The sequence below is a fragment of the Paraburkholderia sp. A3BS-1L genome (assembly GCF_051125215.1).
Lineage (GTDB): Bacteria > Pseudomonadota > Gammaproteobacteria > Burkholderiales > Burkholderiaceae > Paraburkholderia.
Window position 1 is genome coordinate 1,033,906 of record NZ_CP120442.1, and the last position, 23,371, is coordinate 1,057,276.

Sequence of the window (23,371 nt, forward strand, 5' to 3'; positions counted from 1 at the left end):
GCGGCTCTGCACGGGTTTGCGCTCGGACAGATGCGCTGGTATGGGGTTTGTGACCTGCTCTGTGCAACCTCACGAGGAGCCACCGATGCTGACCTGCCGATTACCGAATCCCGCCGATCCTCCGCGCATGCCGCCGTCGCTTGCGCATACGCCGCAGCCCGACGACCCCCCGCCCAGCGAACCCGACGCGCCCGACGCGCCGCCCATCGGCGATCCGCCGCCCGAGCCCGGCGAAGCGCCGCGCGCCGATGGGCCGGGCACCGATGGGCCGGGCACCGCTGCGTTGCCGAGGCAAGTTCTCTGATTTCGCTGATACTCGTGCTTTTTATGTACGAGTTACAAACGCTTCGCCATTTTTACCGGCATTTTCACGCGACGGCCCCTAGACTGTAAGCACACCGCCGCCTTGGCCGCCGGTTCGCGGCCAAGGCCTCAGGAGGCATCGATATGAGACATCCCGCCATGCGCCGTTCGGCGCGCTACACGGGCAAGCGCGGCCCGCGCGACACCGCGCAAAAGAGCGGCGATCCCCCTTCCGGTCCGGCTTCCGGCGCCACCCACGATCCCGCCGGACAGAACCGCCCGGCACCCGGCGTGCCGCCCGATGGCGACCACAATCAGGGCGGCGCGCGCGCCGAGGGACTCGACTACCAGCGCGATCTGGGGTCCGAACAGGACGCATGATTTGCCGGGCTGGCCGGGCGCGTGGAGCGCATGCGGCTTGCACTTGCCGTGCGAGCCCGCCCTTCACTGCGATTCGCGTCTGGGTTCACGGGAGGCACGACTCTTGCGTGAGTTGTTCTTGCACCGTCCCCTGGACCCAACGAAACAGGAGGTACACCCGTAATGGGCAGACTGATCGTGGTATCGAATCGCGTTGCACCGACACAGGAAGGGCGCCCCGCAGCTGGAGGGCTGGCGGTCGGCGTGCTCGACGCGCTGAAGGAAACCGGCGGAGTCTGGTTCGGCTGGAGCGGCGAGACCGTGACGGAGCAGGCGGCCCCGGTCATCGAGCAGCAGGGCAGCGTCACGTACGCCACGGTGGGCCTCACCCGGCGCGACTATGACCAGTACTACAAAGGTTTCTCGAATACGACGCTCTGGCCCACCTTTCACTATCGCAACGACCTCGCGCGCTACGAGCGCCAGGAATACAGCGGCTATCTGCGGGTGAACGCGACGCTCGCGCGTCAGTTGCAGCCGCTGCTCCAGCCCGACGACATCATCTGGGTGCACGACTATCACCTGATCCCGTTCGCGCGCAGCCTGCGCGAGCTCGGCGTGAAGAACCCGATCGGCTTTTTCCTGCATATTCCGCTGCCGGTGCCGGAAGTGATGCGCTCGGTGCCGCCGCACGAGGAGCTGATGCGCTTCATGTGCGACTACGACGTGGTGGGCTTCCAGACCGACGCCGACCGTCAGGCGTTCCTCGACTACGTGGAACGTGGCGGCCATGGCACGTCGAGCGAGGACGGCATGGTCCACGCGTGGGACCGCTTCCTGAAGGTGGGCACCTACCCGATCGGCATCTATCCCGACGCGATCGCGAAGTCCGCCGTGCAGTTCTCCGACCGCAAGCCGGTACGCAGCCTGCGCGACGCCATGCGCGGGCGCAAGCTCATCATGAGCGTCGACCGGCTCGATTACTCGAAGGGGCTTGCCGAGCGCTTCCAGGCGTTCGAGCGCATGCTGCTGAACGGTCCGGGCTGGCATGGCCGCGTCTCGCTCCTGCAGATCGCGCCGCCCACGCGCTCCGACGTGCAGACCTATCAGGCGATCCGCCGCAATCTCGAAGGCGAGGCGGGTCGCATCAACGGCCGTTTCGCACAGCTCGACTGGACGCCGATCCAGTACCTGAACCGCAAGTACGAGCGCGATCTGCTGATGGCGCTGTTCCGCCAGGCGCAGGTGGGCTATGTCGCGCCGCTGCGCGACGGTATGAACCTGGTTGCGAAGGAGTACGTCGCATCGCAGGACCCCGAAGATCCGGGGGTGCTGGTACTCTCGCAGTTCGCGGGCGCCGCCGAACAGTTGCCGGGCGCGCTGGTCGTGAATCCTTACGATCTGAACCAGACCGCCGAGGCGCTCGAGCGCGCGCTCTCGATGCCGCACGCGGAGCGCCGCTCGCGCTACGAGGACATGATGGCCTTGCTGCGCGAGAACAATCTCTCGGTGTGGCGCGACAACTTCCTCGCCGACCTGCGCAGCGTGGCGACGGCGGCTTCCGTCACCGCGAAGGCGCGCAGCGCCGCACCGGTGAAAGCCGCTACGACGAGCAAGGCGAACTGAGCCCGCGCGCGCTGATTGCACCAGGTGTGCCGGGCGCGCACGGCGCGAGCGCAACGATTCGGGCACGGCCGCGCGCCGTACCCGATGTGCCGCCGGCTTTCATCGGCAGCCGGCGTTTTCAGGCGCGCTGTGCGCCCGTCTGGCCATAGGGCGTGGGTGTCCGGGTCGGATCGAAGTCGGCCCAGTGGCCACCGCTCCATTGCCCCGAGGCGCGCTCTAGATCGTCGGCGCCGCCTTCGCGCAAGACCTCCGCAGCTGTTGCCTGATTCTCGGCGCTCACGTGCACGGTGAGCAGCACGCCCGACTGGCGCGCTTCACGATGCACGCGCTCCTCGTGCTCGGCATGGTGCTGCCAGCCCGCACCGATGCGTGCGCCAAGCCACGCACCCACGATCGCTGCAATCGCGGTGGACGGCAGCGATGCCATCAGCAGCGCGCCGAACAGCGAGATGCCTACCACGGCGCCCGCGACCGCGCCGATGACGAGATTGCGCTTGCGGTGCGTCGATGCGGCGCTCGCGTGCACGGTATGCGCCATATGGCGCGCGTGCTGTCCGCGCGGATTGACGAAAAACAGGTTGACGTCTTCTTCGATGAAGCCGCGCGCGAACAGCTTTTCGGCTACGGCTTCGGCGGCGGGGAAGGTCGTGAACCGGCCAGCGACGATCAGAGACATGGGAATCCCCCTTTGCAAGGTTGACTCGCCTGGAGAACGGCGCCGAACCCTCGGCGGATGCCGGGGGCCGGCTACCATGCATCCATGTTAGTGCATGTTCGAGCGGGCTACCGGCGTACGGCCGATGCAGCGGGCCTGGCTGGGAACGGGGAGGGGTGTGTCGTTATTCCAGCGTGGCCGCGCCGCGCCCCGGCACGAGCCGCAGCACGCTCACCACCGCAGCAATGGCCGCGAAAGCGGTCGCCACATAGAGCGCCACGGTCGGCCCATGCTGCGGCGCGATGCCGAAGATCAGCGCGACCAGCGCCGCTCCGAGCGTCTGGCCGGTGAGCCGCGCCGTGCCGAGCATGCCGCTCGCGCCACCGCTGCGCTCGCGCGGCGCGGCGGAGAGAATCTGCCGGTTGTTGGGCGACTGGAAAATGCCGAAGCCCGCGCCGCACAACGCCATGCGCCAGCTGATCTCGACGATGGTGGGCTGCGCGTGCAGCGTCGCGAGCGAGGCCAGCGAAAGGAGCCCGAGCGCAAACAGCGCGAGCCCCACGCCGCCGAGCATGCCGGCCGGATAGCGGTCGGAGAGCACGCCCGCGAGCGGCGCCGCGCCGATGATCACGAGCGGCCAGGGCGTCATGAGCAGGCCCGTCTGCACCTGCGAAAAGCCGAAGGTCTCCTGCAGCAGAAACGGCAGCGCGACGAACGCGAGCATCTGCGCGCAGAACGAGCAGATCGAGGTGCCGATCGATAGCGCGAACACCGGGTTGGCGAGCAGGTCGACGGGCAGCAGCGGCGCGGGCTGCGTGAGTTGGCGCCGCACGAAGAACCAGCCGATCACGAGCGCCCCTGCGAATTCGAGCGCGACCCACGCGCGGCGCTCGCCGTGGCCGAGGCCATCGACAGCGAAGATCAGGAGCCCGAAGACGAGGGCGTTGAGCACCGCGCTCAGCAGGTCGTAGGGCGCGGGGTGCCGTTCGTTGACGGGCAGCGCGCGCAGGCCCAGCACGAGGGCCGCGATGCCGATCGGCACATTGATCGCGAACAGCCACGGCCACGAAGCGATCGCGAGCACGCCCGAAGCGAGCGTCGGGCCGACTGCGGAGGCGATCGCCACCACCATCGCATTGATGGCGATGCCGCGCCCGAGTTGCGCGCGCGGATAGATCATGCGCACGAGCGCGGTGTTCACGCTCATAATGCCGGCGCCGCCGAAGCCCTGCACCGTGCGCGCGATCGCGAGCTCAGGCAGCGAGGTCGCGAGCGCGCAGCCGAGCGAAGCGAGCGTGAAGAGCGCCATGCCCCACAGGTAGACGCGCCGGTAGCCGATGCGGTCGCCGAGCGAGGCGAGCGGGAGCAGCGAGATCGTCACCGAAAGCTGATACGAGTTGACGATCCAGATCGAGCTCGCGGGACTCGCATTGAGATGATGCGCGATGGTCGGCAGCGCGACGTTGGCGATCGCGCCGTCGAGCACGGCGAGCGTGATGCCGAGCGCGACGACGAGGATCGCGTAATAGCGTTGCGGGAAGGGCAGCCCGGTCTCGAAGTCGTCGGAGGGATCGACGGGGCTGGCGGGACCGGCGCGCGAGGCGGCAAGCGTGGATGTGGGCATCGATGAGAGGGGCGGCGCGCGTCAAGCCTGACGTGCGCCGCCGGACGTTTTCATGGTGCTGCGTTGTGTCGTGTTGCGGCGCGCTGCGTGCGCAAGCCGCGGTGACTTCCGCGTTACTTCAGCTCGTAGAGCCCGACCCAGGTGGTCGAGTCCATCTCGTTCAGGTGCGTCATGAAGCGGGCGACTGCGTTGGTGGTTTCCGGCGTGACCGGCAATTGCGCGACCTTCAGCGCATGGATTCGGAAGATGTAGCGGTGCGGCTTGTCCCCGCGCGGCGGCGCGGCGCCCCCGAAGCCCACCGTGCCGTAGTCGTTGCGCACCTGCACCGCGCCTTGCGGCAACAGGCTGCCATCGGCCTTGCCCGCGTTGAGCGCGAGCGAGCGCACGTCGGCCGGGATGTTGACGACCACCCAGTGCCAGAAGCCGCTGCCCGTGGGCGCGTCCGGGTCGTAGACGGTCAGCGCGAAGCTTTGCGTGTCGGCGGGCGGCGCGTCCCATTGCAAGGAGGGCGAAACATTGTCGCCATCGACGCCGAAGGCCCGATCGTCGAACTCCTGCGCCTTCGGCATGAAGCCGTTACTCGGAAAGTCATCGGACCAGAGTCGAAAATCAGCCATCGGTTGCCTCCTTCTCGTTCAATTCTGAAATGGATATGGCGGGCGTCGGACGCTGGGCGTCGCAGGTCGGGCGTCGCGTTGCAGGGAGCGCCGGCAGACGATCCAGTTTATCACTGCGGGGCCTCGCGCCATGGCCGTGCGCCGGCTGTGCCTGGGGCATGCCCGGGTCGTCGACGCGCTCAGGCACGCGCCTCGAACCAACTACTTGCCGGGTCTTCGAGCCAATGCGCGAGCCGCTCGACGACGGCCTGCGGATCCTGCGCGGCGCCGCGCAGCGCGCATTCCCAGATCACGGCGACGCGCCAGCCTTGGGCCGCGAGCGCGGCGAGGGCCTTGGCGTCGTTGGTGCGGTTGCGCGCGATCTTGGCGCGCCAGAATTCCGGCCGCGTGGCCGGCCACTTGAAGAGCGCGCATTGATGGCCGTGCCAGAAGCAGCCATGCACGAACACCACGGCGCGATAGCGGGGCAGCACGATGTCGGGGCGCCCCGGCAGCTCGCGCACGTCGAGCCGAAAGCGAAAGCCGCGCCGGTGCAACAGGCTGCGCACCAGCATTTCGGGCTTCGTGTTGCGCGCGCGGATGCCCGACATCATCCGGCTGCGCGTGGCGGTGTCGACGACATCGACCATGGCGCGCCTTTTGCGATTCGCCCGGGCCGGCGCTCAGGCCGGCGCGCTCGCCGGTTGGGACGCAGCCGCCGCGCGCGTCAGCGCCGCATCGAGGTGCGGCATCATCGTGCGCGCCACTTCGCGCATCACCGGCATCACGACGCTATTGCCGAATTGCCGGTACGCCTGGGTGTCGCTCACCGGAATGCGGAAAGTGTCGGGAAAGCCCATCAGGCGCGCGCATTCGCGCGGCGTGAGGCGGCGCGGACGCAGGCCTTCGCCCTGATGCACGAGGATCTCGCTGCCGTCCTTGTGATAGCGCGCGGAGAGCGTGCGCGTGACGCTGCCCGCAAACGCGAGGCCGTAGCCGAAGCCGTTGCCGGCCGCGCGGTGCTTCTCCGCGTATTGCTGCAGATAGGCCCACAGTCCCGGCGTGAGCGTGTATTTCGGCTGGACCCGGCGCGCCGCGTGATCGAAGAAGCGTTCGCCGTCCCATGGCAGGAGGGGCTCGCTGCCATCGGTGCGGTGCAGGATCGAACCGAGACGCGGACCTTCCTCGGGCAGGCTGAGCGCGTCCCACGTGAACGGCGTGGGCTCGCGAAAGCCGACGATGATGATGCGCTCGCGATGCTGCGGCGTGAAATGGCGTCCGTCGATTACGCGGTAATGCACGTCGTAGCCGAGTTCGTCGCGCAGCACCTGCAGGATCACGTCGAAGGTGCGGCCATGGTCGTGCGAAAGGAGATTCTTGACGTTCTCGAGCAGGAAGGCGGCGGGCCGCTTCTCGGCGATGATGCGCGCGACGTCGAAGAACAGCGTGCCTTGCGTCGTGCACTCGAAACCGTGGGGACGGCCGAGCGCGTTCTTCTTCGAAACGCCCGCGATCGAGAACGGCTGGCACGGAAAGCCCGCGAGCAGCACGTCGTGATCGGGCACCTCGGCGGCGGGAAACTCGACGATGTCGCCGACGAACGCATGGCCTTCGCCATCCGTCTGCGCGTAGTTTTCCAGATAGGTTTTCTTGGAGAACGGATTCCACTCGCTCGTCATGACGCAGGCGCCGCCGTGCGCCTCGAAGCCCTTGCGAATGCCGCCGATGCCCGCGAACAGATCGACGAAGCGAAAGCGCGCGGGCTGCCGGCTGGACGATTTCGCGCGGGAGCCCGGGCCCGTTTCGGCGCGGTGCAAGAGCTCGCGCAGCGCGGCTTCGAGCATGGCGGGGCACGGCGTTTCGCCTTTTTCCCAACGTCGCACGGTCTTGACGTCCTTGCCGACGTGGGCGGCGATCTGCTGCTGGGTGAAGCGCTGGCGTGCCTGCTGAAGCAGGTCTCGCGAATGGGCCGGGTGCACGAAGTCCTCTCTGGGTATTTTGGCGGACATTATGTCCGATGGACGACCCCGACACCAGGATTTCCGCGCGCGGCGGATGGGCGGCTCACGGCCGCTAGCAGTGGCTAGTGGCGATTAGTGGCGACTAGCGGCGGCCATCGCCGTTGCCGACGGCGCGCTTCGGGCTGGCCGTCACCGCCGATGCGGCATTCAGTTCGTACAGTTCGATCTGGAGCAGCAGGCTGTCGATATCGGCGAGTTGGCCTTTATTGACGTGGCCGGTGTCGAGCAGCCGGTGCAGGCGCATGCGCCAGTAGGAAGGGGCGAGGATCGGCCCGGCGAGGTCGCCCGAGAGCGAAAGCGGCATGACGCGCCGAATATGGGCGATATCCTGGTCGAGGAGAGTCGACATCAGGTGGCCGGCCGGAAGGGGACGTAGTTGGTCCATGTCCGAAGATTACGGCAGTTTCGGCCCCAGCTTTAGGTCCGGGCGGCTCCCTGTTTACCCGCAGTCGGACGCGGGTTCGGGCAGGCGGCTTATTCGGCCGGCGTCTCGGGCGTGGGCGCGGGCCCTTGCGCGGCGGTTTCGAGGAAGCGGCGCGTGGCCTCGAACGAATTGAGCATCTGCTCGGGCCAGGGCGTTTGCAGCATCACGGCCTGATGATTCTCGAACGCCGACGACAGCAGCTTGACGAGTTCCGGCGAGCTCAGATGACGCAGCAGAACGCTCACGGCGATGGCGGTTGCCTGGCTGGCGCCTGCGGTTTGCAGTTCGGAATGTGTGAGGGCGGCGAGTTGCTTGTTGATGTCCATGCGGAATCTGCCTGGAGTGAAGATGTTGCGAGGCGGGCGCGGGCGCGCGGCAAGGCGGGGATGGGTGCGGGCGGCTGGTCCCCCTGGCAGGAATCGAACCTGCATCTAGCGCTTAGGAGGCACTTGTTCTATCCATTGAACTACAGGGAGCCGTCAAATCCGCTGCGGGGCGCACGAATTCCCACTCCGCCGGATCGCCATGTTTCCCAAGTCACCCGTCATGGCGCGGAGTCGGTGCAGGCGCAAGAGTATAGCAAACGCCATTCACCTCGAAAACGTCGTTCCCGCGTGCCGCTGGTCGCGCACCGCGGGTCGCGAACCGCGCGCGTCAGAATTCCACGGCTACGAAGTCGCCCTTGCCCACGTCGCACAGCGGGCAGCGCCAGTCGTCGGGGATATCCGCGAAGCGCGTGCCTGCCGCGATGCCTTCGTCGGGCAGACCTTCCTCTTCGTTATAGACCCAGCCGCAGATCAGGCAGACCCAGCTTTTGTATTCGATCACTTCGCTCACAACACACACCTTTTCGTTCGGTTCGACGCGGTTTTGCCCGCTGGTTTGCCCGCCATATGGCCCCATGAACCCCGTTGCACGGGCCGGGGCGAGCGGCCGGCGACCCGCGATGTTACCGGAAACGGCGCACCCGCGGCGCGTGGCGTAGTTCTTGCGATGTATGCTGGGACGCGGACGCATCGCGCCGCAACCCACTGAGCAACCACCGGGCAATCCCCCAGGAGCGAACAATGACCAGAAGGACATGGCTGGCCGGCGCAGCGCTGATGGCCTCGACGACGGCACTCCTCGCGATGAGCAGCATCGCGCGCGCCGAGGGCGTCTACTTCGTCGAGCCGAAGAACGGTGCAACGGTGAGCAACCCGGTGCACGTGAAATTCGGCGTCGATGGCATGACGGTTGCGCCCGCCGGCACGGCCACGCCCAAAACCGGACATCACCATCTGCTGATCGACGGCGCGGCGCTGCCGCAAGGCACGGTCGTACCGGCCAGCGAGAAGTCGATCCACTACGGCAAAGGCCAGTCCGAAGCCGACGTCACACTGCCGCCCGGCGACCACACGCTCACGGCGCAATTCGCCAACGGCGCGCATCAGTCGTATGGCCCCGAGTGGAGCCAGACGATCACGGTTCACGTGAAGTAGGCCGCACGGGCGGCCAGTCCCGCGAACCTTGTCGCAACGGGGCGCGGGCTGGACACATGAGGGGCTCCCATGCGCCCCCTGTGCCCAGCGCGCGCCCCGGTACAATACGCGCTTGCTCTCCAACGCAGGCAACGCTCTCCACTCATGTCGCTTTACACCATTACCGGCGCGCAACTCGCGTTCGGCCACGTCGCGCTGCTCGATCTCGCCGACTTTTCGCTCGAAGCCGGCGAGCGCGTCGGGCTGATCGGCCGCAATGGCGCGGGCAAGTCGTCGCTGCTCAAGATCGTCGCCGACCTCGCCAGACCCGATGACGGCCTCGTCACGCGCCAGCAGGATCTCTCGACCGTCTACGTGCCGCAGGAGCCCGATTTCGACGCCGAGGCCACCGTGTTCGACACGGTCGCCTCGGGGCTCGAGGGCGTGCGCGCGCTGCTCGACGAATTCGACGGGGTCGCGCACCGGCTCGCGGACACGCCCGAAGGCGCGGAACACGACGCGTTGCTCTCGCGCATGAATGCGCTGCAGTCGTCGCTCGATCACGCCGACGCCTGGAACTGGCGCACGCGTGTGTCGACCACGCTCGCGCAGATCGGCCTCGAAGGCGACGCGCGCGTGGGCGCGCTCTCGGGCGGCATGCAAAAGCGCGTGGCGCTGGCGCGCGCGCTCGTCGTGCAGCCCGACGTGCTGCTGCTCGATGAGCCGACCAACCACCTCGACTTCGACGGCATCCGCTGGCTCGAAGAACTGCTCGTCGCGCAGCGCTCGAGCCTGCTCTTCATCACCCACGACCGCGCGTTCCTCGATCGCGTGGCCACGCGCATCGTCGAGCTCGATCGCGGCAAGCTGCTCTCGTATCCGGGAAACTTCTCGCAGTATCAGGAGCGCAAGGCGCAGCAGCTCGAAGTCGAGCGCGTGGAAAACGAGAAGTTCGACAAGTTGCTCGCGCAGGAAGAAGTGTGGATCCGCAAGGGCGTGGAGGCGCGCCGCACGCGCAGCGTCGGACGCATCGCACGGCTCGTGCAGATGCGCAACGAGCGCGCCGAGCGCCGCAACGTACAGGGCAACGTGAAGCTCGACGTCGCGCAGGGCGAGAAGTCGGGCAAGATCGTCGCCGAGCTCACCGACGTCGTGAAGCGCTATGGCGACCGCACGATCGTCGACAACTTCTCGGGCACGGTGATGCGCGGCGACAAGATCGGCTTCGTCGGCCCGAACGGCGCGGGCAAGACCACGCTGTTGAAGCTGATCCTCGGCGAGCTCAAGCCGGACGCGGGCACCGTGCGCGTGGGCACGAACCTCCAGGTGGCGTACTTCGACCAGATGCGCGCGCAGCTCGACCTCGAAAAGAGTCTCGCCGACACCATCAGCCCGGGCAGCGACTGGGTCGAGATCAACGGCGCGAAGAAGCACGTGATGAGCTATCTGGGCGACTTCCTGTTCGCGCCCGAGCGCGCGCGCTCGCCCGTGAAGTCGCTGTCGGGCGGCGAGCGCAACCGCCTGTTGCTTGCACGTCTGTTTGCTCGCCCCGCGAACGTGCTGGTGCTCGACGAGCCGACCAACGACCTTGATATCCCCACGCTCGAACTGCTCGAAGAACTGCTGACCGACTACGACGGCACGGTGCTGCTGGTGAGCCACGACCGCGCGTTTCTCGATAACGTGGTGACTTCGGTGATCGCGTCCGAAGGCGAGGGGAAGTGGCGCGAGTACGTGGGCGGCTTCACCGACTGGCAGACCCAGAGCGCCCGCGCGCAGGAAATTGCCGAGGCGCGCGCGCCGAAGGAAACCGCGAGCGTGGCCGTCGCACCGAAGGAGAGCGCGGCGGGCCGCAACGCGCAGCGCACCGTGAAGCTTTCGTTCAAGGAGCAGCGCGAGCTTGAGGAACTGCCCAAACGTATCGAGGCGCTGGAGACCGAGCAGAAAACAATCGGTGCGCAGATCGAGGACGGCTCGATTTTCGCGAAGGATGCGCAGGAGGGGGCTCGGCTCACCGAGCGCTACGCGGCGATCGATGAGGAATTGCTGGTTGCGCTGGAGCGGTGGGAAGAGTTGGAGAGCAAGCGCAAGTGATGTGATGCGCAGAGAAGGCGGCCTGATGAAGGCCGCTTTTTTATGTGGGCTTCAGCTTCGAGAGCTTGTGTTTCAGGTCGGGCAAGGAGGTCTGTACGGTGCTCCAGACAATGTCGATGTCGACGGCAAATAGCCGTGCGAGACCTGGTTGCGCATTCCGTACATCGCCTCCCACGGTATCTCCGGGTGCGCGGCCGCAAAGTCAGGATGTTTCGCACGACGGCATCGACAGCCATCGGTGTTGCCTCGAAGCTCTCGTGTGAAAGAGGCTCCGTGTATGTGCGAATGCGTTCGATGGCGTCGAGGATATGCTGCAAGTAATCCGGGGTGCGCAGATCTTTTTTCCTCATACCGGTACCGATTCGGCGACTACGCGGGCACGGAAGGTCTCGGGCAGCGCTTTGGGCGTAAGTACGTCCACTCGCACGCCCATGAGCGCTTCGAGGCGCAACTGAATTTGCGCGAGATCGATAAGCGTAGTTTCCGGCGTTGGATCGACGAGTAAATCGAGGTCGCTATCCTCGTTATCCTCGTCACGCGCCGACGAGCCGAACACGCGCGCATTCATCGCGTGATGGCTTGCGACAATTTCGCGGATCTCAGCGCGATGCGCGCGCAAGGCTTCGGACGGTTTCATAACAACTCCACGCTCCCAAACAGGGCGACAGGCCGGTTGAATTCCTGGCGGCAGGCAGCGCGCCGCACGTGCCCAATTCTTCGCGACTCCCGCACCTCGCTACCCCTCGGCCGAACGGCCGACCCTCTTCCAAATTGCCGCGCAAGCCCAAATCAGTACAATACCTCGCGCATTCGAACAACTGCGGGAGCGCGCGCCGGCCCGGCGAGGTTTGCACGGGCGTTGCGCAGCGCGCTCACCCCGTTGTTTCGACACGGTTTTTTTGAACACTCAACGCGTTTTCCCCGCAGATGTCCACAGGACCTGTGGACAAGCGCGCGGATAACCCCCTGCGGATCACCATGGCAACGAAGAAGTCAAACGCTGCAAACGCTGGATATAGCGAAGCGTCGATCAAGGTGCTCAAGGGCCTCGAGCCCGTCCGGCAACGGCCGGGCATGTACACGCGCACCGAGAATCCGCTGCACATCATTCAGGAAGTCATCGACAACGCGTCCGACGAAGCGCTCGGCGGCTTCGGCAAGCGCATCACCGTCACGCTGCATGCCGACCATTCCGTGTCCGTCGACGACGACGGCCGCGGCATTCCGTTCGGCTTGCACCCCGAGGAGAAGGTGCCCGTCGTCGAAATCGTGTTCACGCGCCTGCATGCGGGCGGCAAGTTCGACAAGGCCGCCGGCGGCGCCTATACGTTCTCGGGCGGCCTGCACGGCGTGGGTGTCTCGGTCACCAACGCGCTTTCGACGCGGCTGGACGTGACCGTCTGGCGCGATGGCAAGGTCGCCGAAATCGGCTTTGCGGATGGCAACGTCGTCAAGCCCATCACCACGCGCAACGCCGCGCGCGACGAGAAAAAGACCGGCACGCGCGTGACCGCGTGGCCCGATCCGAAATACTTCGACTCGGCCAATCTGCCGCTCGGCGAACTGCAGCGGCTGCTGCGCTCGAAGGCGGTGCTGCTGCCCGGCGTCGAGGTCGAGCTCGTCAACGAGAAGACCGGCGAGCGCCTCTCGTGGAAATACGAAGACGGCCTGCGCGGCTATCTGCTCGAAGGCATGGGCGGCAGCGACTTGCTGATCCCGCTCTTCGAAGGCGAGCGCTACGCCGACGCTCGCACCACCGACGACACCTTCGCCGAAGGCGAGGGCGCCGCGTGGGTGGTCGCGTGGAGCGAGGAAGGCTCGCTCACGCGCGAGTCCTACGTCAACCTGATTCCGACGCCCGCGGGCGGCACGCACGAAAGCGGCCTGCGCGATGGCCTGTTCCAGGCCGTGAAGAGCTTCGTCGAATTGCACAATCTGCAGCCCAAGGGCGTGAAGCTGTTGCCCGAAGACGTGTTCGCGCGCGTCTCGTTCGTGCTCTCGGCCAAGGTGCTCGACCCGCAGTTCCAGGGGCAGATCAAGGAGCGACTCAATAGCCGCGACGCCGTGAAGCTCGTTTCGTCGTTCTCGCGTCCCGCGCTCGAACTGTGGCTCAACCAGCACGTCGAGCACGGCAAGAAGCTCGCCGATCTCGTCATCAAGCAGGCCCAGGCGCGCACGCGCGCGGGCCAGAAGGTGGAAAAGCGCAAGAGCTCGGGCGTGGCCGTGCTGCCCGGCAAGCTCACCGACTGCGAGTCGACCGACATCGCGCGCAACGAGCTCTTCCTCGTCGAGGGCGATTCGGCGGGCGGCTCCGCGAAGATGGGCCGCGACAAGGAATATCAGGCCATCCTGCCGCTGCGCGGCAAGGTGCTCAACACGTGGGAGACCGAGCGCGACCGTCTGTTCGCGAACAACGAGGTGCACGACATCTCGGTGGCGATCGGCGTCGATCCGCACAGCCCCGACGACACCGTCGATCTCTCGAACCTGCGCTACGGCAAGATCTGCATTCTCTCGGACGCGGACGTCGATGGTTCGCATATCCAGGTCTTGCTGCTCACGCTGTTCTTCAAGCACTTTCCGCAGTTGATCGAGCGCGGCCACGTGTGCGTGGCGCGCCCGCCGCTGTTCCGCGTCGATGCGCCCGCACGCGGCAAGAAGCCTGCGCAGAAGCTCTACGCGCTCGACGAAGGCGAGCTCGAAGCGATTCTCGACAAGCTGCGCAAGGACGGCGTGCGCGAAACGCAATGGACCATCAGCCGCTTCAAGGGTCTCGGCGAAATGAGCGCCGAGCAGCTCTGGGACACGACGATGAACCCCGACACGCGGCGCCTGTCGCCCATCTCGCTCGGCGAGCTCGACTATGAAGCCACCGTCGCACGCATGACGATGCTGATGGGCAAGGGCGAGGCGGCTTCGCGCCGCTCGTGGCTCGAAGAGAAGGGCAACGAAGTCGAAGCGGACATCTAAGTGCAACTGAGCGCACGCACACGAATACGGACTGATTGAAACATGGACGATCTTTTTGCTGAAGTCACTGATACCGGCGCCCCGGACGACGACACGCTCACGCTCGGCCACTACGCGGAACGCGCCTACCTCGACTACGCGGTGAGCGTGGTGAAGGGCCGCGCGCTGCCCGACGTCTGCGACGGCCAGAAGCCGGTGCAGCGGCGCATTCTCTACGCGATGAACGAGATGGGTCTCGGCGACAATGCCAAGCCCGTGAAGTCGGCGCGCGTGGTGGGCGACGTGCTCGGTAAATACCACCCGCACGGCGACCAGTCGGCGTACGACGCGCTCGTGCGCCTCGCCCAGGACTTCTCGATGCGCTATCCGCTCATCGACGGCCAGGGCAATTTCGGCTCGCGCGACGGCGACGGCGCGGCGGCCATGCGCTACACCGAAGCGCGCCTCACGCCCATCGCCAAGCTCCTGCTCGACGAAATCGACATGGGCACCGTCGATTTCATGCCGAACTACGACGGCTCGTTCCAGGAGCCGAAGACCCTGCCCGCGCGCCTGCCGATGCTGCTGCTCAACGGCGCATCGGGCATCGCGGTCGGTCTCGCCACGGAAATCCCCTCGCACAACCTGCGCGAAGTCGCGGCGGCGGCCGTGGCCATGATTCGGAACCCGAAGCTTTCGCACGCGGAGATCATGGAGCGTTTGCCCGGGCCCGATTTCCCGGGCGGCGGCCAGATCATTTCGAGCGAGGCGGAAATCGCGGCGGCTTATGAGTCGGGCCGCGGCAGCCTCAAGGTGCGCGCGCGCTGGAAGATCGAGGACCTCGCGCGCGGCCAGTGGCAGCTCGTGGTGACCGAATTGCCGCCGAACACTTCGGGCCAGAAGGTGCTCGAAGAGATCGAGGAGCTGACCAATCCGAAGCTCAAGCTCGGCAAGAAGACGCTCACGCCCGAGCAGTTGCAGAGCAAGCAGTCGATGCTCGCGCTGCTCGACGCCGTGCGCGACGAGTCGGGCAAGGACGCGCCCGTGCGCCTCGTGTTCGAGCCGAAGACGAGCAAGATCGACCAGGGCGAGTTCGTCAATTCGCTGCTCGCCAACACGAGCCTCGAATCGAATGCGTCTTTGAATCTCGTGATGATCGGCGCAGACGGCCGTCCGCGCCAGAAGGGCATCAGCGAGATCCTCGGCGAGTGGATCGGCTTTCGCTTCGCGACGGTCACGCGCCGCACGCAGCATCGCTTGACGAAGGTCGACGACCGTATCCACATCCTCGAAGGGCGGATGATCGTCTTCCTCAATATCGATGAGGTCATCCGCATCATCCGCGAGTCGGACGAGCCCAAGAGCGCGCTGATGAGCGCGTTCGGCCTCTCCGAGCGCCAGGCCGAGGACATTCTCGAAATCCGTCTGCGCCAGTTGGCGCGGCTGGAAAAGATCAAGATCGAGAAGGAGCTCGCCGAGCTGCGTGAAGAGAAGGCGAAGCTCGAAGAGTTGCTCGCGAACGAGTCGTCGATGAAGCGGCTCATCGTGAAGGAAATCGAATCCGACGCCAGGCAGTACGGCGACGACCGCCGCACGCTGATCCAGCAGGAAAAGCGCGCGAGCTTCGAAGTGCGCGTGGTGGACGAGCCGATCACGGTGGTGGTCTCGCAGAAGGGCTGGGTGCGCGCACTCAAGGGCCACGGGCTCGACCAGCAAGGCTTCACGTTCAAGGCCGGCGACGGGCTCTATGCGGCGTTCCAGTGCCGCACGCCCGACACGCTCATCGCGTGGGGCAGCAACGGGCGCGTCTATTCGGTGTCGGTTGCGCAATTGCCGGGTGGCCGCGGCGACGGCGTGCCGGTCACCTCGCTCATCGAGCTCGAAGCGGGCACGCATCTGCTCCATTACTTCGCGGCGAGCGCGGACCAGCAATTGCTGCTCGCGTCGAGCAACGGCTTCGGCTTCATCGCGAAGATCGGCGACCTCGTGAGTCGCGTGAAGGCCGGCAAGGCGTTCATGACGATCGACGAGGGCTGCGTGCCGCTCGCGCCGATGCCGATGCTGCCCAATGCGATCCAGGTGGCGTGTCTTTCGTCGGGCGGGCGCCTGCTCGTGTTCGGCCTCGACGAGATGAAGACGCTTTCGGGCGGCGGGCGCGGCGTCATTCTGATGCAGCTCGAGGAGAAGGAGACGCTGGTGCAGGCGCTCGCGATCACGGCGGCGGGCGTGGTGCTCGAAGGCACGGGCCGCGGCGGCAAGGCGGGCGAGGATCAGATGGCGGGCGCGGTGCTCGCGCCGCAGATCGGCAAGCGTGCGCGCAAGGGCCGTGCGCCGGATTCGAGGCTCAAGGTCATCACGGGCATGCGTCCGGTGCTGGCGCAATAACTCTACGTACAAGGAATCTCAAGCATGGCTCACGCGATCGAAATCGCGCTCTTTCTGCACTTGCTGAGCGTTGCCGTCTGGGTGGGCGGCATGGTGTTCGCCCACTTCTGCCTGCGTCCGGCGCTCGAAGACCTCTCGCCGCAATTGCGGCTGCCGCTCATCGAGTCGGTGTTCGGCCGCTTCTTCAACTGGGTGGGCATCGCCGTGATCGTGATCCTGCTCACGGGCGGCTTTCTGCTGATGAAGTTCGGCGGCGGTCACGCCACCTGGCAACTGCACGCCATGGCCGGCCTCGGCGTGATCATGATGCTGATCTTCGGCCATATCCGCTTCGCCGTGTTTCCGCGCATCCGCCGCGCGGTGCAGGCGCAGAAGTGGCCCGACGGCGCGCGCGCCGTGGGCACCGTGCGCCGGCTCGTGATCGTCAATCTCGTGCTGGGCGTCGTGACGATTGGCGTTGCGGTGATGGCGCGGGGGTTCTGAGCTTTCGGGCTGGCCCACGCTCGCGGCGCGCGCTTTAAAGCCACGCTTTATAGCCGCTCCGCGAGCGCATAACGCTGCATGCAGCGCTCCATCGCGTCGAAGAACGCTTTTTCCGCCGCATTCTGTTTGCGGTCGCGATGCCACAGCAAGTGGATGTCGACATCCACGAGCCCTTCCTCCGGCGGCAGCCGCCACAGGCGCTGCCGCGCCAGATCGTCCTTCACGATGTGCTCGGGCAGGCAGCCGATGCCATAGCCCGCGAAAATGAGCCTCCGCACCTCGTCGAGGCTCGGCGACGACGCCACGATTCTCCCCGTAAAGCCGCGCTGGTCGCGAAACACCGTAAGCGGCGAGAGGCTGTCGCCAATCTGATCGCTCGTGAACGACACGAAATTCTCCGCGAGCAAGTCTTCCATCGTCAGCTGCGAGAGGCCGAATAGGCGGTGGTGCCTGCCGCAGAACATCGCATAGCGCTGGCGCAGGAAGCAGCGCATCTCGAGCTTTTCGACCGGCGTGCGGCACAGGCTCAGGCCCGCGGTCGCGGTCTTTTGCAGCAGCGACGAGATGATGTCCGACGAGCGCATCACTTCGATCTGCAGATCGATGCGCGGATACGCCGAGTGGAGTTCGGCAAGGAACTCGTCGTAGACGCGCGACTCGATCCGGCTGACCGTGAGCAGGCGGATCGAACCGGTGATGTCGGCGGTGCGCGCGTCGAGCCCGGTTTCGAGAAGCTCAAGGACCAGCGCCGCACCGTGAAGCTGCCGGTCGCGGAAGTGTTCCGCTCGGCGCGGGGGCTCGTGCTGCTGTGCATCGGCGCGAATACCATCGGCATCGCGGGCGTGTACTTCACCAACACCTTCATGATCGCGTACACGACGCAGTACGTCGGCATCACGCGCTCGCTCATTCTCGACTGCCTGTTCGCGGTGGCAATCATCCAGTTCCTCGCGCAGCCGCTTGCGGCGTGGATCTCGGAGCGCATGGGCGGCGCGCGTTTCCTCAAGTGTGCGGCGCTGGCTGCCATGCTTTCGCCGTACCCGATGTTCGTGCTCGTGCAAAGCGGCAAGGTCGTGCCGATGGTGATCGGCATCGCCATCGCCGTGGTCTGCATGGCGAGCTTCTACTCGGTGATCGCGGGCTTCGTCTCGGGCGTGTTCCCCACGCGCGTGCGCTACTCGGCCATCTCGCTCGCCTATCAGGTGTGCGGCGCGGTGGCCGGCGGTCTCACGCCGCTCGTCGGCACCTGGCTTGCGCATCGCTACGTGGGCCAATGGTGGCCGCTCGCGGTGTTCTATACATGCCTCGCAGGCGTGTCGCTGGTGTGCATCATCGCGCTCGATGCGCGCCGTGCCGCTCAATCGCACGACGAAGCGGTTGCCGAAGCGCTCAGTTCGCGTTGAGGCAATACGGATGCCGCACAGATGCCGCATTGAGGCATCCGTGCAGATATGAGCCATTATCAGATCGGAGCTGGGCTTACAGATGAATGACCTTTTGCATATCGACGGCCCGCGCCTGTGGGCGAGTCTCACGGAGATGGCGCGCATCGGCGCGACGGCGGGCGGCGGCGTGCGTCGCTTCGCGCTCACCGAAGAGGACCAGCGCGGCCGCGAACTGTTCGCGCACTGGTGCCGCGAGGCCGGTATGACGGTGTGGACCGACGAGGTGGGCAATCTCTTCGCGCGGCGCGAGGGTGCCGACCCGCACGCCGCACCTGTGCTGATGGGCAGCCATCTCGACACGCAGCCCGAGGGCGGGCGCTTCGACGGCGTCTACGGCGTGCTGGCCGCGCTCGAAGTGGTGCGCGCGCTCAACGACGCGGGCGTGGTGACCGACAAGCCCATCGAGATCTGCTCGTGGACCAACGAGGAAGGCGCGCGCTTCACGCCCGCGATGCTCGGCTCGGCGGTATTCGCGGGTGCGATGACGCTGGACGATGCGCTCGCGCGCCGCGATGCGCAAGGCGTGACGCTGGGCGAGGCGCTCGACGCATGCGCGGCGCGCGGCACGCGGCCCGTGCAGGGCGTGGCCGTCGATGCGTACTTCGAAGCGCATATCGAGCAGGGCCCGATCCTGGAGGCGAATGGCACGACCATCGGCGTGGTGACGGGCGGCCAGGCGATCCGCTGGTTCGACGTGACAGTGTCGGGCGTGGCCGCGCACGCGGGCACCACGCCGATGCGCTACCGCAAGGACGCGTTTTTCGGTGCGGCGCACATGGCGCTGGAAATCGAGCGCGCGATGGCGCCTCACGCGCCGCTCGGCCTCGTGACGATCGGTCAGGTGCAGATCGCGAACTCGTCGCGCAACACGATCGCGGCCAACGTGACCTTCACGGTCGATCTGCGCCATCCCGACGACGCCCAGCTCGACGCGATGGAGCAGGACCTGCGCGCGGTTTGCGCGGCAGTGGGCGGCACGCGCGGGCTCGGCGTGGAGATCGCGCATTGCTGGACTTCGCCCGCCACGCGGTTCGACCCGGCGTGCGTCGCGCTCGTGGCCGACGCGGTCGAGCGCCTCGGCTATCCGAACGAGCGCATCGTGAGTGGCGCGGGCCACGACGCGATTCACCTCGCGCGCTATTGCCCGACGGCGATGATCTTCATCCCTTGCGTGGACGGCCTTTCGCACAACGAGGCCGAGGATGCCTTGCCCGAGGATGTCACGGCGGGCACGAACGTGTTGCTCAACGCGGTTGCCGCGCGCGCCTGCGTACGCGAACACGCGAGTGCATGAGACCCATCTAAAGGATTACTGAACATGAAGACCTGGTTTCATCCCGAACAGCTGCTCCATCATCCCCGCACCTATCTTTCGCGCGGCCAGATGCGCGAGCCGCAGGAAGTGCCCGAGCGCGCCGCGCGCCTCGTTGCCGCTGCGCACGCGCTCGGCTTCGAGGTGAGCGAGCCCGCCGACTTCGGCACCGCGCCGATCGCCGCCGTGCACGACATGAACTACCTGCGCTTCCTGGAGGAATCGCATGCTGAGTGGAAGCGCATGCCCGAAGATTGGGGCGACGAAGTCATGTCGAACATCTACGTGCGCGATCCGAATCCGCTGCGCGGCGTGCTTGCCCAGGCGGCGCGCTATCTCGCCGACGGCAGTTGCCCGGTGGGCGCGAACACGTGGCGTGCGGCGTACTGGTCGGCGCAGAGCGCGCTGGCGGCGGCGGCGACCGTCAACGACGGCGCGCGCGCGAGCTATGCGCTGTGCCGGCCGCCCGGCCACCACGCGCGCGCGGATGCGGCGGGCGGTTTCTGCTACCTTAACAACGCGGCCATTGCGGCGCAGTCGCTGCGCGGCCGCTTCAAACGTGTGGCGATCCTCGACACCGACATGCACCACGGCCAGGGCGTGCAGGAGATTTTCTACGGCCGCGACGACGTGCTCTACGTGTCGATCCACGGTGACCCGACCAACTTCTATCCGGTGGTCGCGGGCTACGAGGACGAGCGCGGCGCGGGCGCGGGGGAGGGCTACAACGTTAACCTGCCGATGCCGCACGGCGCGTCGGAAGAAGCGTTCTTCGAGCGCGTGGGCGCGGCGCTGCGCGTGCTCAAGCGCTTTCAGCCCGACGCGCTCGTGCTGGCGCTCGGCTTCGACATCTACAAGGACGATCCGCAGTCGAAGGTGGCGGTGAGCACCGGCGGGTTCGGCAAGCTCGGCCAGGCGGTTGGCGCGCTGGGCCTGCCTTCGGTGATCGTGCAGGAAGGCGGCTATCACCTCGAAAGTCTCGAGGCCAACGCGCAAGCGTTCTTCGGGGGCTTTGCGAGGGCGGGCGCGCGATAGGGCGCCGGGCGCAAGAAATCATGCAGTAAAGCGGCGCTGGCGGAACACGCCGCGCGCCGCTCAACGCGATTGCGGCGCGTCGCTCACGCGTTCGTTGCGCGCGTCTTGCGCGCCCGGCAGCGCCGCGCCGCACACGCCGAAGCGTTCGATCAGCGCGGGCACGCCCTCCACCGGCACGGGCCGCGAGAACAGGAAGCCCTGCGCCTCGATCGGACCGAGCGCGGAGAGCCACGCGATCTGCTCCTCGGTCTCGGTGCCTTCCACGACCACGGTGAGGCCGAGCGAGCGCGCGAGATTGACGATGGCCGCGACCATCACGCAGACGCTGCGGTCGGCCGGAATCGCCTGCACGAACGAGCGGTCCACCTTGAGCGTGTCGACGGCGAAGCGGTTCAGGTAGGACAGCGACGAATAGCCGGTGCCGAAGTCGTCGAGCGCCACGCGCACGCCGAGGCGCTTCAACGCGAAGATCTTCTCCGAGACGAGCTCGGGATACTCCATCATCGCGGTCTCGGTGATCTCCAGTTCGAGCTTGTGCGCGGCGATGCCGGTTTCCTCGATTGCGTGCGCGACCGTCTCGTAGAGGTCGCCGCGCCAGAATTGCACCGCCGAGATATTGATCGCGAGCGAGAGCGTTTCATAACCTTGCTGTTGCCACTGCGCGAGCTGCGCGCACGCGGTGCGGATCACGAAGTCGCCCACCGGCACGATCAGGCCCGTGGACTCGGCCACCGGAATGAATTCGCTCGCTGGAATCAGCCCGTACTGCGGATGATTCCAGCGCACCAGCGCCTCGAAGCCCGTGATGCAGCGGCGGCGCAGATCGATCTTCGGCTGATAGGCGAGAAAGAGCTGCCCTTCGCCGAGCGCGATGCGCAGTTGCTGCTCCCACTTCATCAGGTGGTCGGCGCGGTGCGCGAGCTGCGGCGAGTAAAAGCGAAAGCAGTTGCGGCCGGCTTCCTTGGCGGCGTACATCGCGAGGTCCGCCTTCTTGAGCAGATCGATTTCGCTCTCGTGCGCCACGGCGAACAGCGCGATGCCCGTGCTCGCATGCAGCACGAAGGCGCTGCCGCGCACATCGAACGGATGCGTGAACGCAGCGTTGGTCACTTCGGCGAGCGCGCTCGCGCGTTTCTCGATCTCGTCGCCCTTGACGATCACCACGAACTCGTCGCCGCCGATACGCGCGAGCGTGCCTGCGCCACCCACCGCGTCGGCGAGACGCGCGGCGCTCATCTGCAGCACGATGTCGCCGGCGTTGTGGCCGAGCGTGTCGTTGACCGTCTTGAAGTTGTCGAGGTCGATGAAGAGGATCGCGAGGCGTCCGAGGTTACCGGGCTGCGAGACTTCGTGGCGCAGCCGCTGCAAGGTGGCGTAGCGGTTGGGCAGGCCCGTGAGCAGGTCGTACTGCACGAGTTGCGACATCTCGCGCTCGCGTCCGAGCAGCTTGCCGATCAACCCCGTGGCCACGACGAAGAACGACAGCATGGCGAGCGAGATGAACGTCGCCATCATCAGGTAGACGTTGCGCGTGTGGTTGTAGTCGGCGAACTGCTCGGCTTGTGACAGGCCGACCAGCACCGCGAGCGGATAGCCGTCGATGTGGCGGTACGAGACGATGCGCGTGACGTGGTCGATCGGATCGGTGTAGGTGCCCGAGACGTGCTCGGCTATCGGGTACACGCCGCTGGCCGAGAACGCGCCGCTCGCACGCTCGGCGTTGCCGGTGCGGCGCGCGAGCACGGCGCCGGTGTCCGAGATCACGGCGATCACGCCGTCACGGCCAATCGCGGCGTTGTTGTAGAAGTCGCTCGTGAAGTAGCTCGGGTCTTCGGAGACCACCACCACGCCCGCGAACGACCCATCCGGGTGATTGAGGCGGCGCGTCATCTGCAAGGTCCAGTGGCCCGACACGCGGCCGAGCACCGGCTTGCTGATATAGAGCTGATCGTCGTTCTCGTGCTCGTGCACCTTGAAGTGCTCGCGATCGGAGAGGTCGATGGGCTTGGGATTCGGGTCCACGGTGTTGGCGACGAGCGTGCCGTGCTCGTCGATGATCGACACCTGCACGAGCGAGTCGCTCTGCACCACGCCTTTCTCGACCGTGCTCGAGAGATTGAAGTGCTCGGGCGTCTTCTCGAACTCGTACTTCACGAAGCGCGTGATCTGGTCGACCTGGTGGATCGCCTTAACCGTGTGCTGCTCGAGCGCCGACGAGAGGATGGCCGCCGAAGCCGTGGCCTCGCGCTGGGCGGCTTCTTTCTCGACCGCGAGGCGCGTGAAGATCACGGCCCATAGCAGGATCAGCACCAGCACGCCGAGCGCCGGGATGGCCAGCAGCGTGCGCGGGCGCGTGTAGGCCGGCCCGGGTGCGTCGCGCAGCGCGGCGTCGCGCGAGAGGAGGCGCCGGTGCGTGCTCATGGCGCCCGCCGTACGCGCGCACTGCCGCGCCGCTGATGCGGCGGCCGGGACGGCAACAAGGCGCTCGGTTGGATCGGCGGCATCGAAACGGCTGTGGAAATAGCGCGGAGTGCGCGAACGAGAACCCTCGGATGCATCGTTGTATCCGATGTCTGGATCTTAATGGTTGGACAATGAA

General features: G+C 66.5%; 20 protein-coding genes, 1 tRNA gene and 2 pseudogenes. 11 read left to right on the plus strand and 12 right to left on the minus strand.

Annotated features, from left to right (window positions below; translation table 11 throughout):
- Positions 1 to 85: 85 nt before the first annotated feature.
- The 3 genes from P5W99_RS04625 to otsA all read left to right on the plus strand — a co-directional run bounded on the left by P5W99_RS04625 (position 86) and on the right by otsA (position 2,289).
- Positions 86 to 304, plus strand: a complete 219-nt coding sequence (locus P5W99_RS04625; RefSeq protein ID WP_434662046.1) for a hypothetical protein — start codon at positions 86 to 88, stop codon at positions 302 to 304.
- Positions 305 to 447: 143 nt separating this feature from the next.
- Entirely contained in the window at positions 448 to 684 is a 237-nt protein-coding gene (locus tag P5W99_RS04630) for a hypothetical protein (protein ID WP_421023446.1), read from the plus strand.
- Positions 685 to 846: 162 nt separating this feature from the next.
- Positions 847 to 2,289 (plus strand): alpha,alpha-trehalose-phosphate synthase (UDP-forming), encoded by a 1,443-nt coding sequence (otsA, locus tag P5W99_RS04635; protein WP_421023447.1) that lies wholly within the window; start codon positions 847 to 849, stop codon positions 2,287 to 2,289.
- A 118-nt stretch (positions 2,290 to 2,407) separates the two neighbouring features.
- Here the strand turns inward: otsA and P5W99_RS04640 are convergent, their stop codons facing one another.
- The 9 genes from P5W99_RS04640 to P5W99_RS04680 all read right to left on the minus strand — a co-directional run bounded on the left by P5W99_RS04640 (position 2,408) and on the right by P5W99_RS04680 (position 8,446).
- A complete protein-coding gene (locus P5W99_RS04640; protein WP_434662048.1) occupies positions 2,408 to 2,965 on the minus strand; it encodes a hypothetical protein in 558 nt (185 codons plus the stop codon).
- 163 nt (positions 2,966 to 3,128) lie between these two features.
- Positions 3,129 to 4,568, minus strand: a complete 1,440-nt coding sequence (locus P5W99_RS04645) for an MFS transporter (RefSeq protein ID WP_434662050.1) — start codon at positions 4,566 to 4,568, stop codon at positions 3,129 to 3,131.
- Between the two features lie 113 nt (positions 4,569 to 4,681).
- A complete protein-coding gene (locus P5W99_RS04650) occupies positions 4,682 to 5,185 on the minus strand; it encodes a YbhB/YbcL family Raf kinase inhibitor-like protein (protein ID WP_421023450.1) in 504 nt (167 codons plus the stop codon).
- 179 nt (positions 5,186 to 5,364) lie between these two features.
- Positions 5,365 to 5,814, minus strand: a complete 450-nt coding sequence (locus P5W99_RS04655) for a very short patch repair endonuclease (protein WP_421044176.1) — start codon at positions 5,812 to 5,814, stop codon at positions 5,365 to 5,367.
- A gap of 33 nt (positions 5,815 to 5,847) precedes the next feature.
- The gene (dcm, locus tag P5W99_RS04660) at positions 5,848 to 7,173 is read right to left on the minus strand and encodes a DNA (cytosine-5-)-methyltransferase (protein WP_434662052.1); all 1,326 of its coding nucleotides are present in this window, start codon (positions 7,171 to 7,173) and stop codon (positions 5,848 to 5,850) included.
- Positions 7,174 to 7,267: 94 nt separating this feature from the next.
- Positions 7,268 to 7,534, minus strand: coding sequence for a hypothetical protein (locus tag P5W99_RS04665; protein ID WP_421023453.1), 267 nt, complete (start codon positions 7,532 to 7,534; stop codon positions 7,268 to 7,270).
- A gap of 125 nt (positions 7,535 to 7,659) precedes the next feature.
- On the minus strand, positions 7,660 to 7,935 hold the full coding sequence (locus tag P5W99_RS04670) for a hypothetical protein (protein ID WP_434662054.1): 276 nt from the start codon (positions 7,933 to 7,935) through the stop codon (positions 7,660 to 7,662).
- 75 nt (positions 7,936 to 8,010) lie between these two features.
- Positions 8,011 to 8,085 (minus strand) — tRNA-Arg (locus P5W99_RS04675).
- Between the two features lie 178 nt (positions 8,086 to 8,263).
- Positions 8,264 to 8,446 carry a rubredoxin gene (locus P5W99_RS04680; RefSeq protein WP_213296839.1) on the minus strand — a complete coding sequence of 61 codons (183 nt, stop codon included), beginning with the start codon at positions 8,444 to 8,446 and terminating at the stop codon, positions 8,264 to 8,266.
- Between the two features lie 230 nt (positions 8,447 to 8,676).
- On the opposite strand from P5W99_RS04680, the gene P5W99_RS04685 reads away from it, so the two are divergent.
- Both P5W99_RS04685 and P5W99_RS04690 read left to right on the plus strand, forming a co-directional pair.
- On the plus strand, positions 8,677 to 9,090 hold the full coding sequence (locus tag P5W99_RS04685) for a DUF4399 domain-containing protein (RefSeq protein WP_421079166.1): 414 nt from the start codon (positions 8,677 to 8,679) through the stop codon (positions 9,088 to 9,090).
- Positions 9,091 to 9,234: 144 nt separating this feature from the next.
- On the plus strand, positions 9,235 to 11,163 hold the full coding sequence (locus P5W99_RS04690; RefSeq protein ID WP_434662056.1) for an ATP-binding cassette domain-containing protein: 1,929 nt from the start codon (positions 9,235 to 9,237) through the stop codon (positions 11,161 to 11,163).
- 346 nt (positions 11,164 to 11,509) lie between these two features.
- On the opposite strand, the gene P5W99_RS04695 is transcribed toward P5W99_RS04690, so the two are convergent.
- The gene (locus tag P5W99_RS04695) at positions 11,510 to 11,800 is read right to left on the minus strand and encodes a nucleotidyltransferase family protein (protein ID WP_434662058.1); all 291 of its coding nucleotides are present in this window, start codon (positions 11,798 to 11,800) and stop codon (positions 11,510 to 11,512) included.
- 341 nt (positions 11,801 to 12,141) lie between these two features.
- Here P5W99_RS04695 and P5W99_RS04700 point away from each other — a divergent pair, with 341 nt between their 5' ends.
- Genes P5W99_RS04700 through P5W99_RS04710 form a run of 3 tightly spaced genes read left to right on the plus strand, consistent with a single transcriptional unit; the run spans position 12,142 to position 16,980 of the window.
- Positions 12,142 to 14,133, plus strand: a complete 1,992-nt coding sequence (locus P5W99_RS04700) for a DNA topoisomerase IV subunit B (RefSeq protein ID WP_421023458.1) — start codon at positions 12,142 to 12,144, stop codon at positions 14,131 to 14,133.
- Positions 14,134 to 14,175: 42 nt separating this feature from the next.
- Entirely contained in the window at positions 14,176 to 16,497 is a 2,322-nt protein-coding gene (gene parC / locus P5W99_RS04705) for a DNA topoisomerase IV subunit A (protein ID WP_421079169.1), read from the plus strand.
- 24 nt (positions 16,498 to 16,521) lie between these two features.
- Positions 16,522 to 16,980, plus strand: a complete 459-nt coding sequence (locus P5W99_RS04710) for a CopD family protein (protein ID WP_421023460.1) — start codon at positions 16,522 to 16,524, stop codon at positions 16,978 to 16,980.
- Positions 16,981 to 17,027: 47 nt separating this feature from the next.
- On the opposite strand, the pseudogene P5W99_RS04715 reads toward P5W99_RS04710, so the two are convergent.
- Positions 17,028 to 17,711 (minus strand): annotated as a pseudogene (locus tag P5W99_RS04715) (substrate-binding domain-containing protein); the annotation flags it as partial.
- Between the two features lie 12 nt (positions 17,712 to 17,723).
- Here P5W99_RS04715 and P5W99_RS04720 point away from each other — a divergent pair.
- The 3 genes and pseudogenes from P5W99_RS04720 to P5W99_RS04730 form a co-directional block, all read left to right on the plus strand.
- Positions 17,724 to 18,383, plus strand: a pseudogene (locus P5W99_RS04720) (MFS transporter); the annotation flags it as partial.
- 82 nt (positions 18,384 to 18,465) lie between these two features.
- On the plus strand, positions 18,466 to 19,719 hold the full coding sequence (locus P5W99_RS04725) for a Zn-dependent hydrolase (RefSeq protein ID WP_434662061.1): 1,254 nt from the start codon (positions 18,466 to 18,468) through the stop codon (positions 19,717 to 19,719).
- A 24-nt stretch (positions 19,720 to 19,743) separates the two neighbouring features.
- Positions 19,744 to 20,772 (plus strand): histone deacetylase family protein, encoded by a 1,029-nt coding sequence (locus tag P5W99_RS04730; protein WP_434662063.1) that lies wholly within the window; start codon positions 19,744 to 19,746, stop codon positions 20,770 to 20,772.
- A gap of 60 nt (positions 20,773 to 20,832) precedes the next feature.
- Here the strand turns inward: P5W99_RS04730 and P5W99_RS04735 are convergent, their stop codons facing one another.
- Entirely contained in the window at positions 20,833 to 23,193 is a 2,361-nt protein-coding gene (locus P5W99_RS04735; protein WP_421079175.1) for a bifunctional diguanylate cyclase/phosphodiesterase, read from the minus strand.
- Between the last annotated feature and the right edge of the window lie 178 nt (positions 23,194 to 23,371).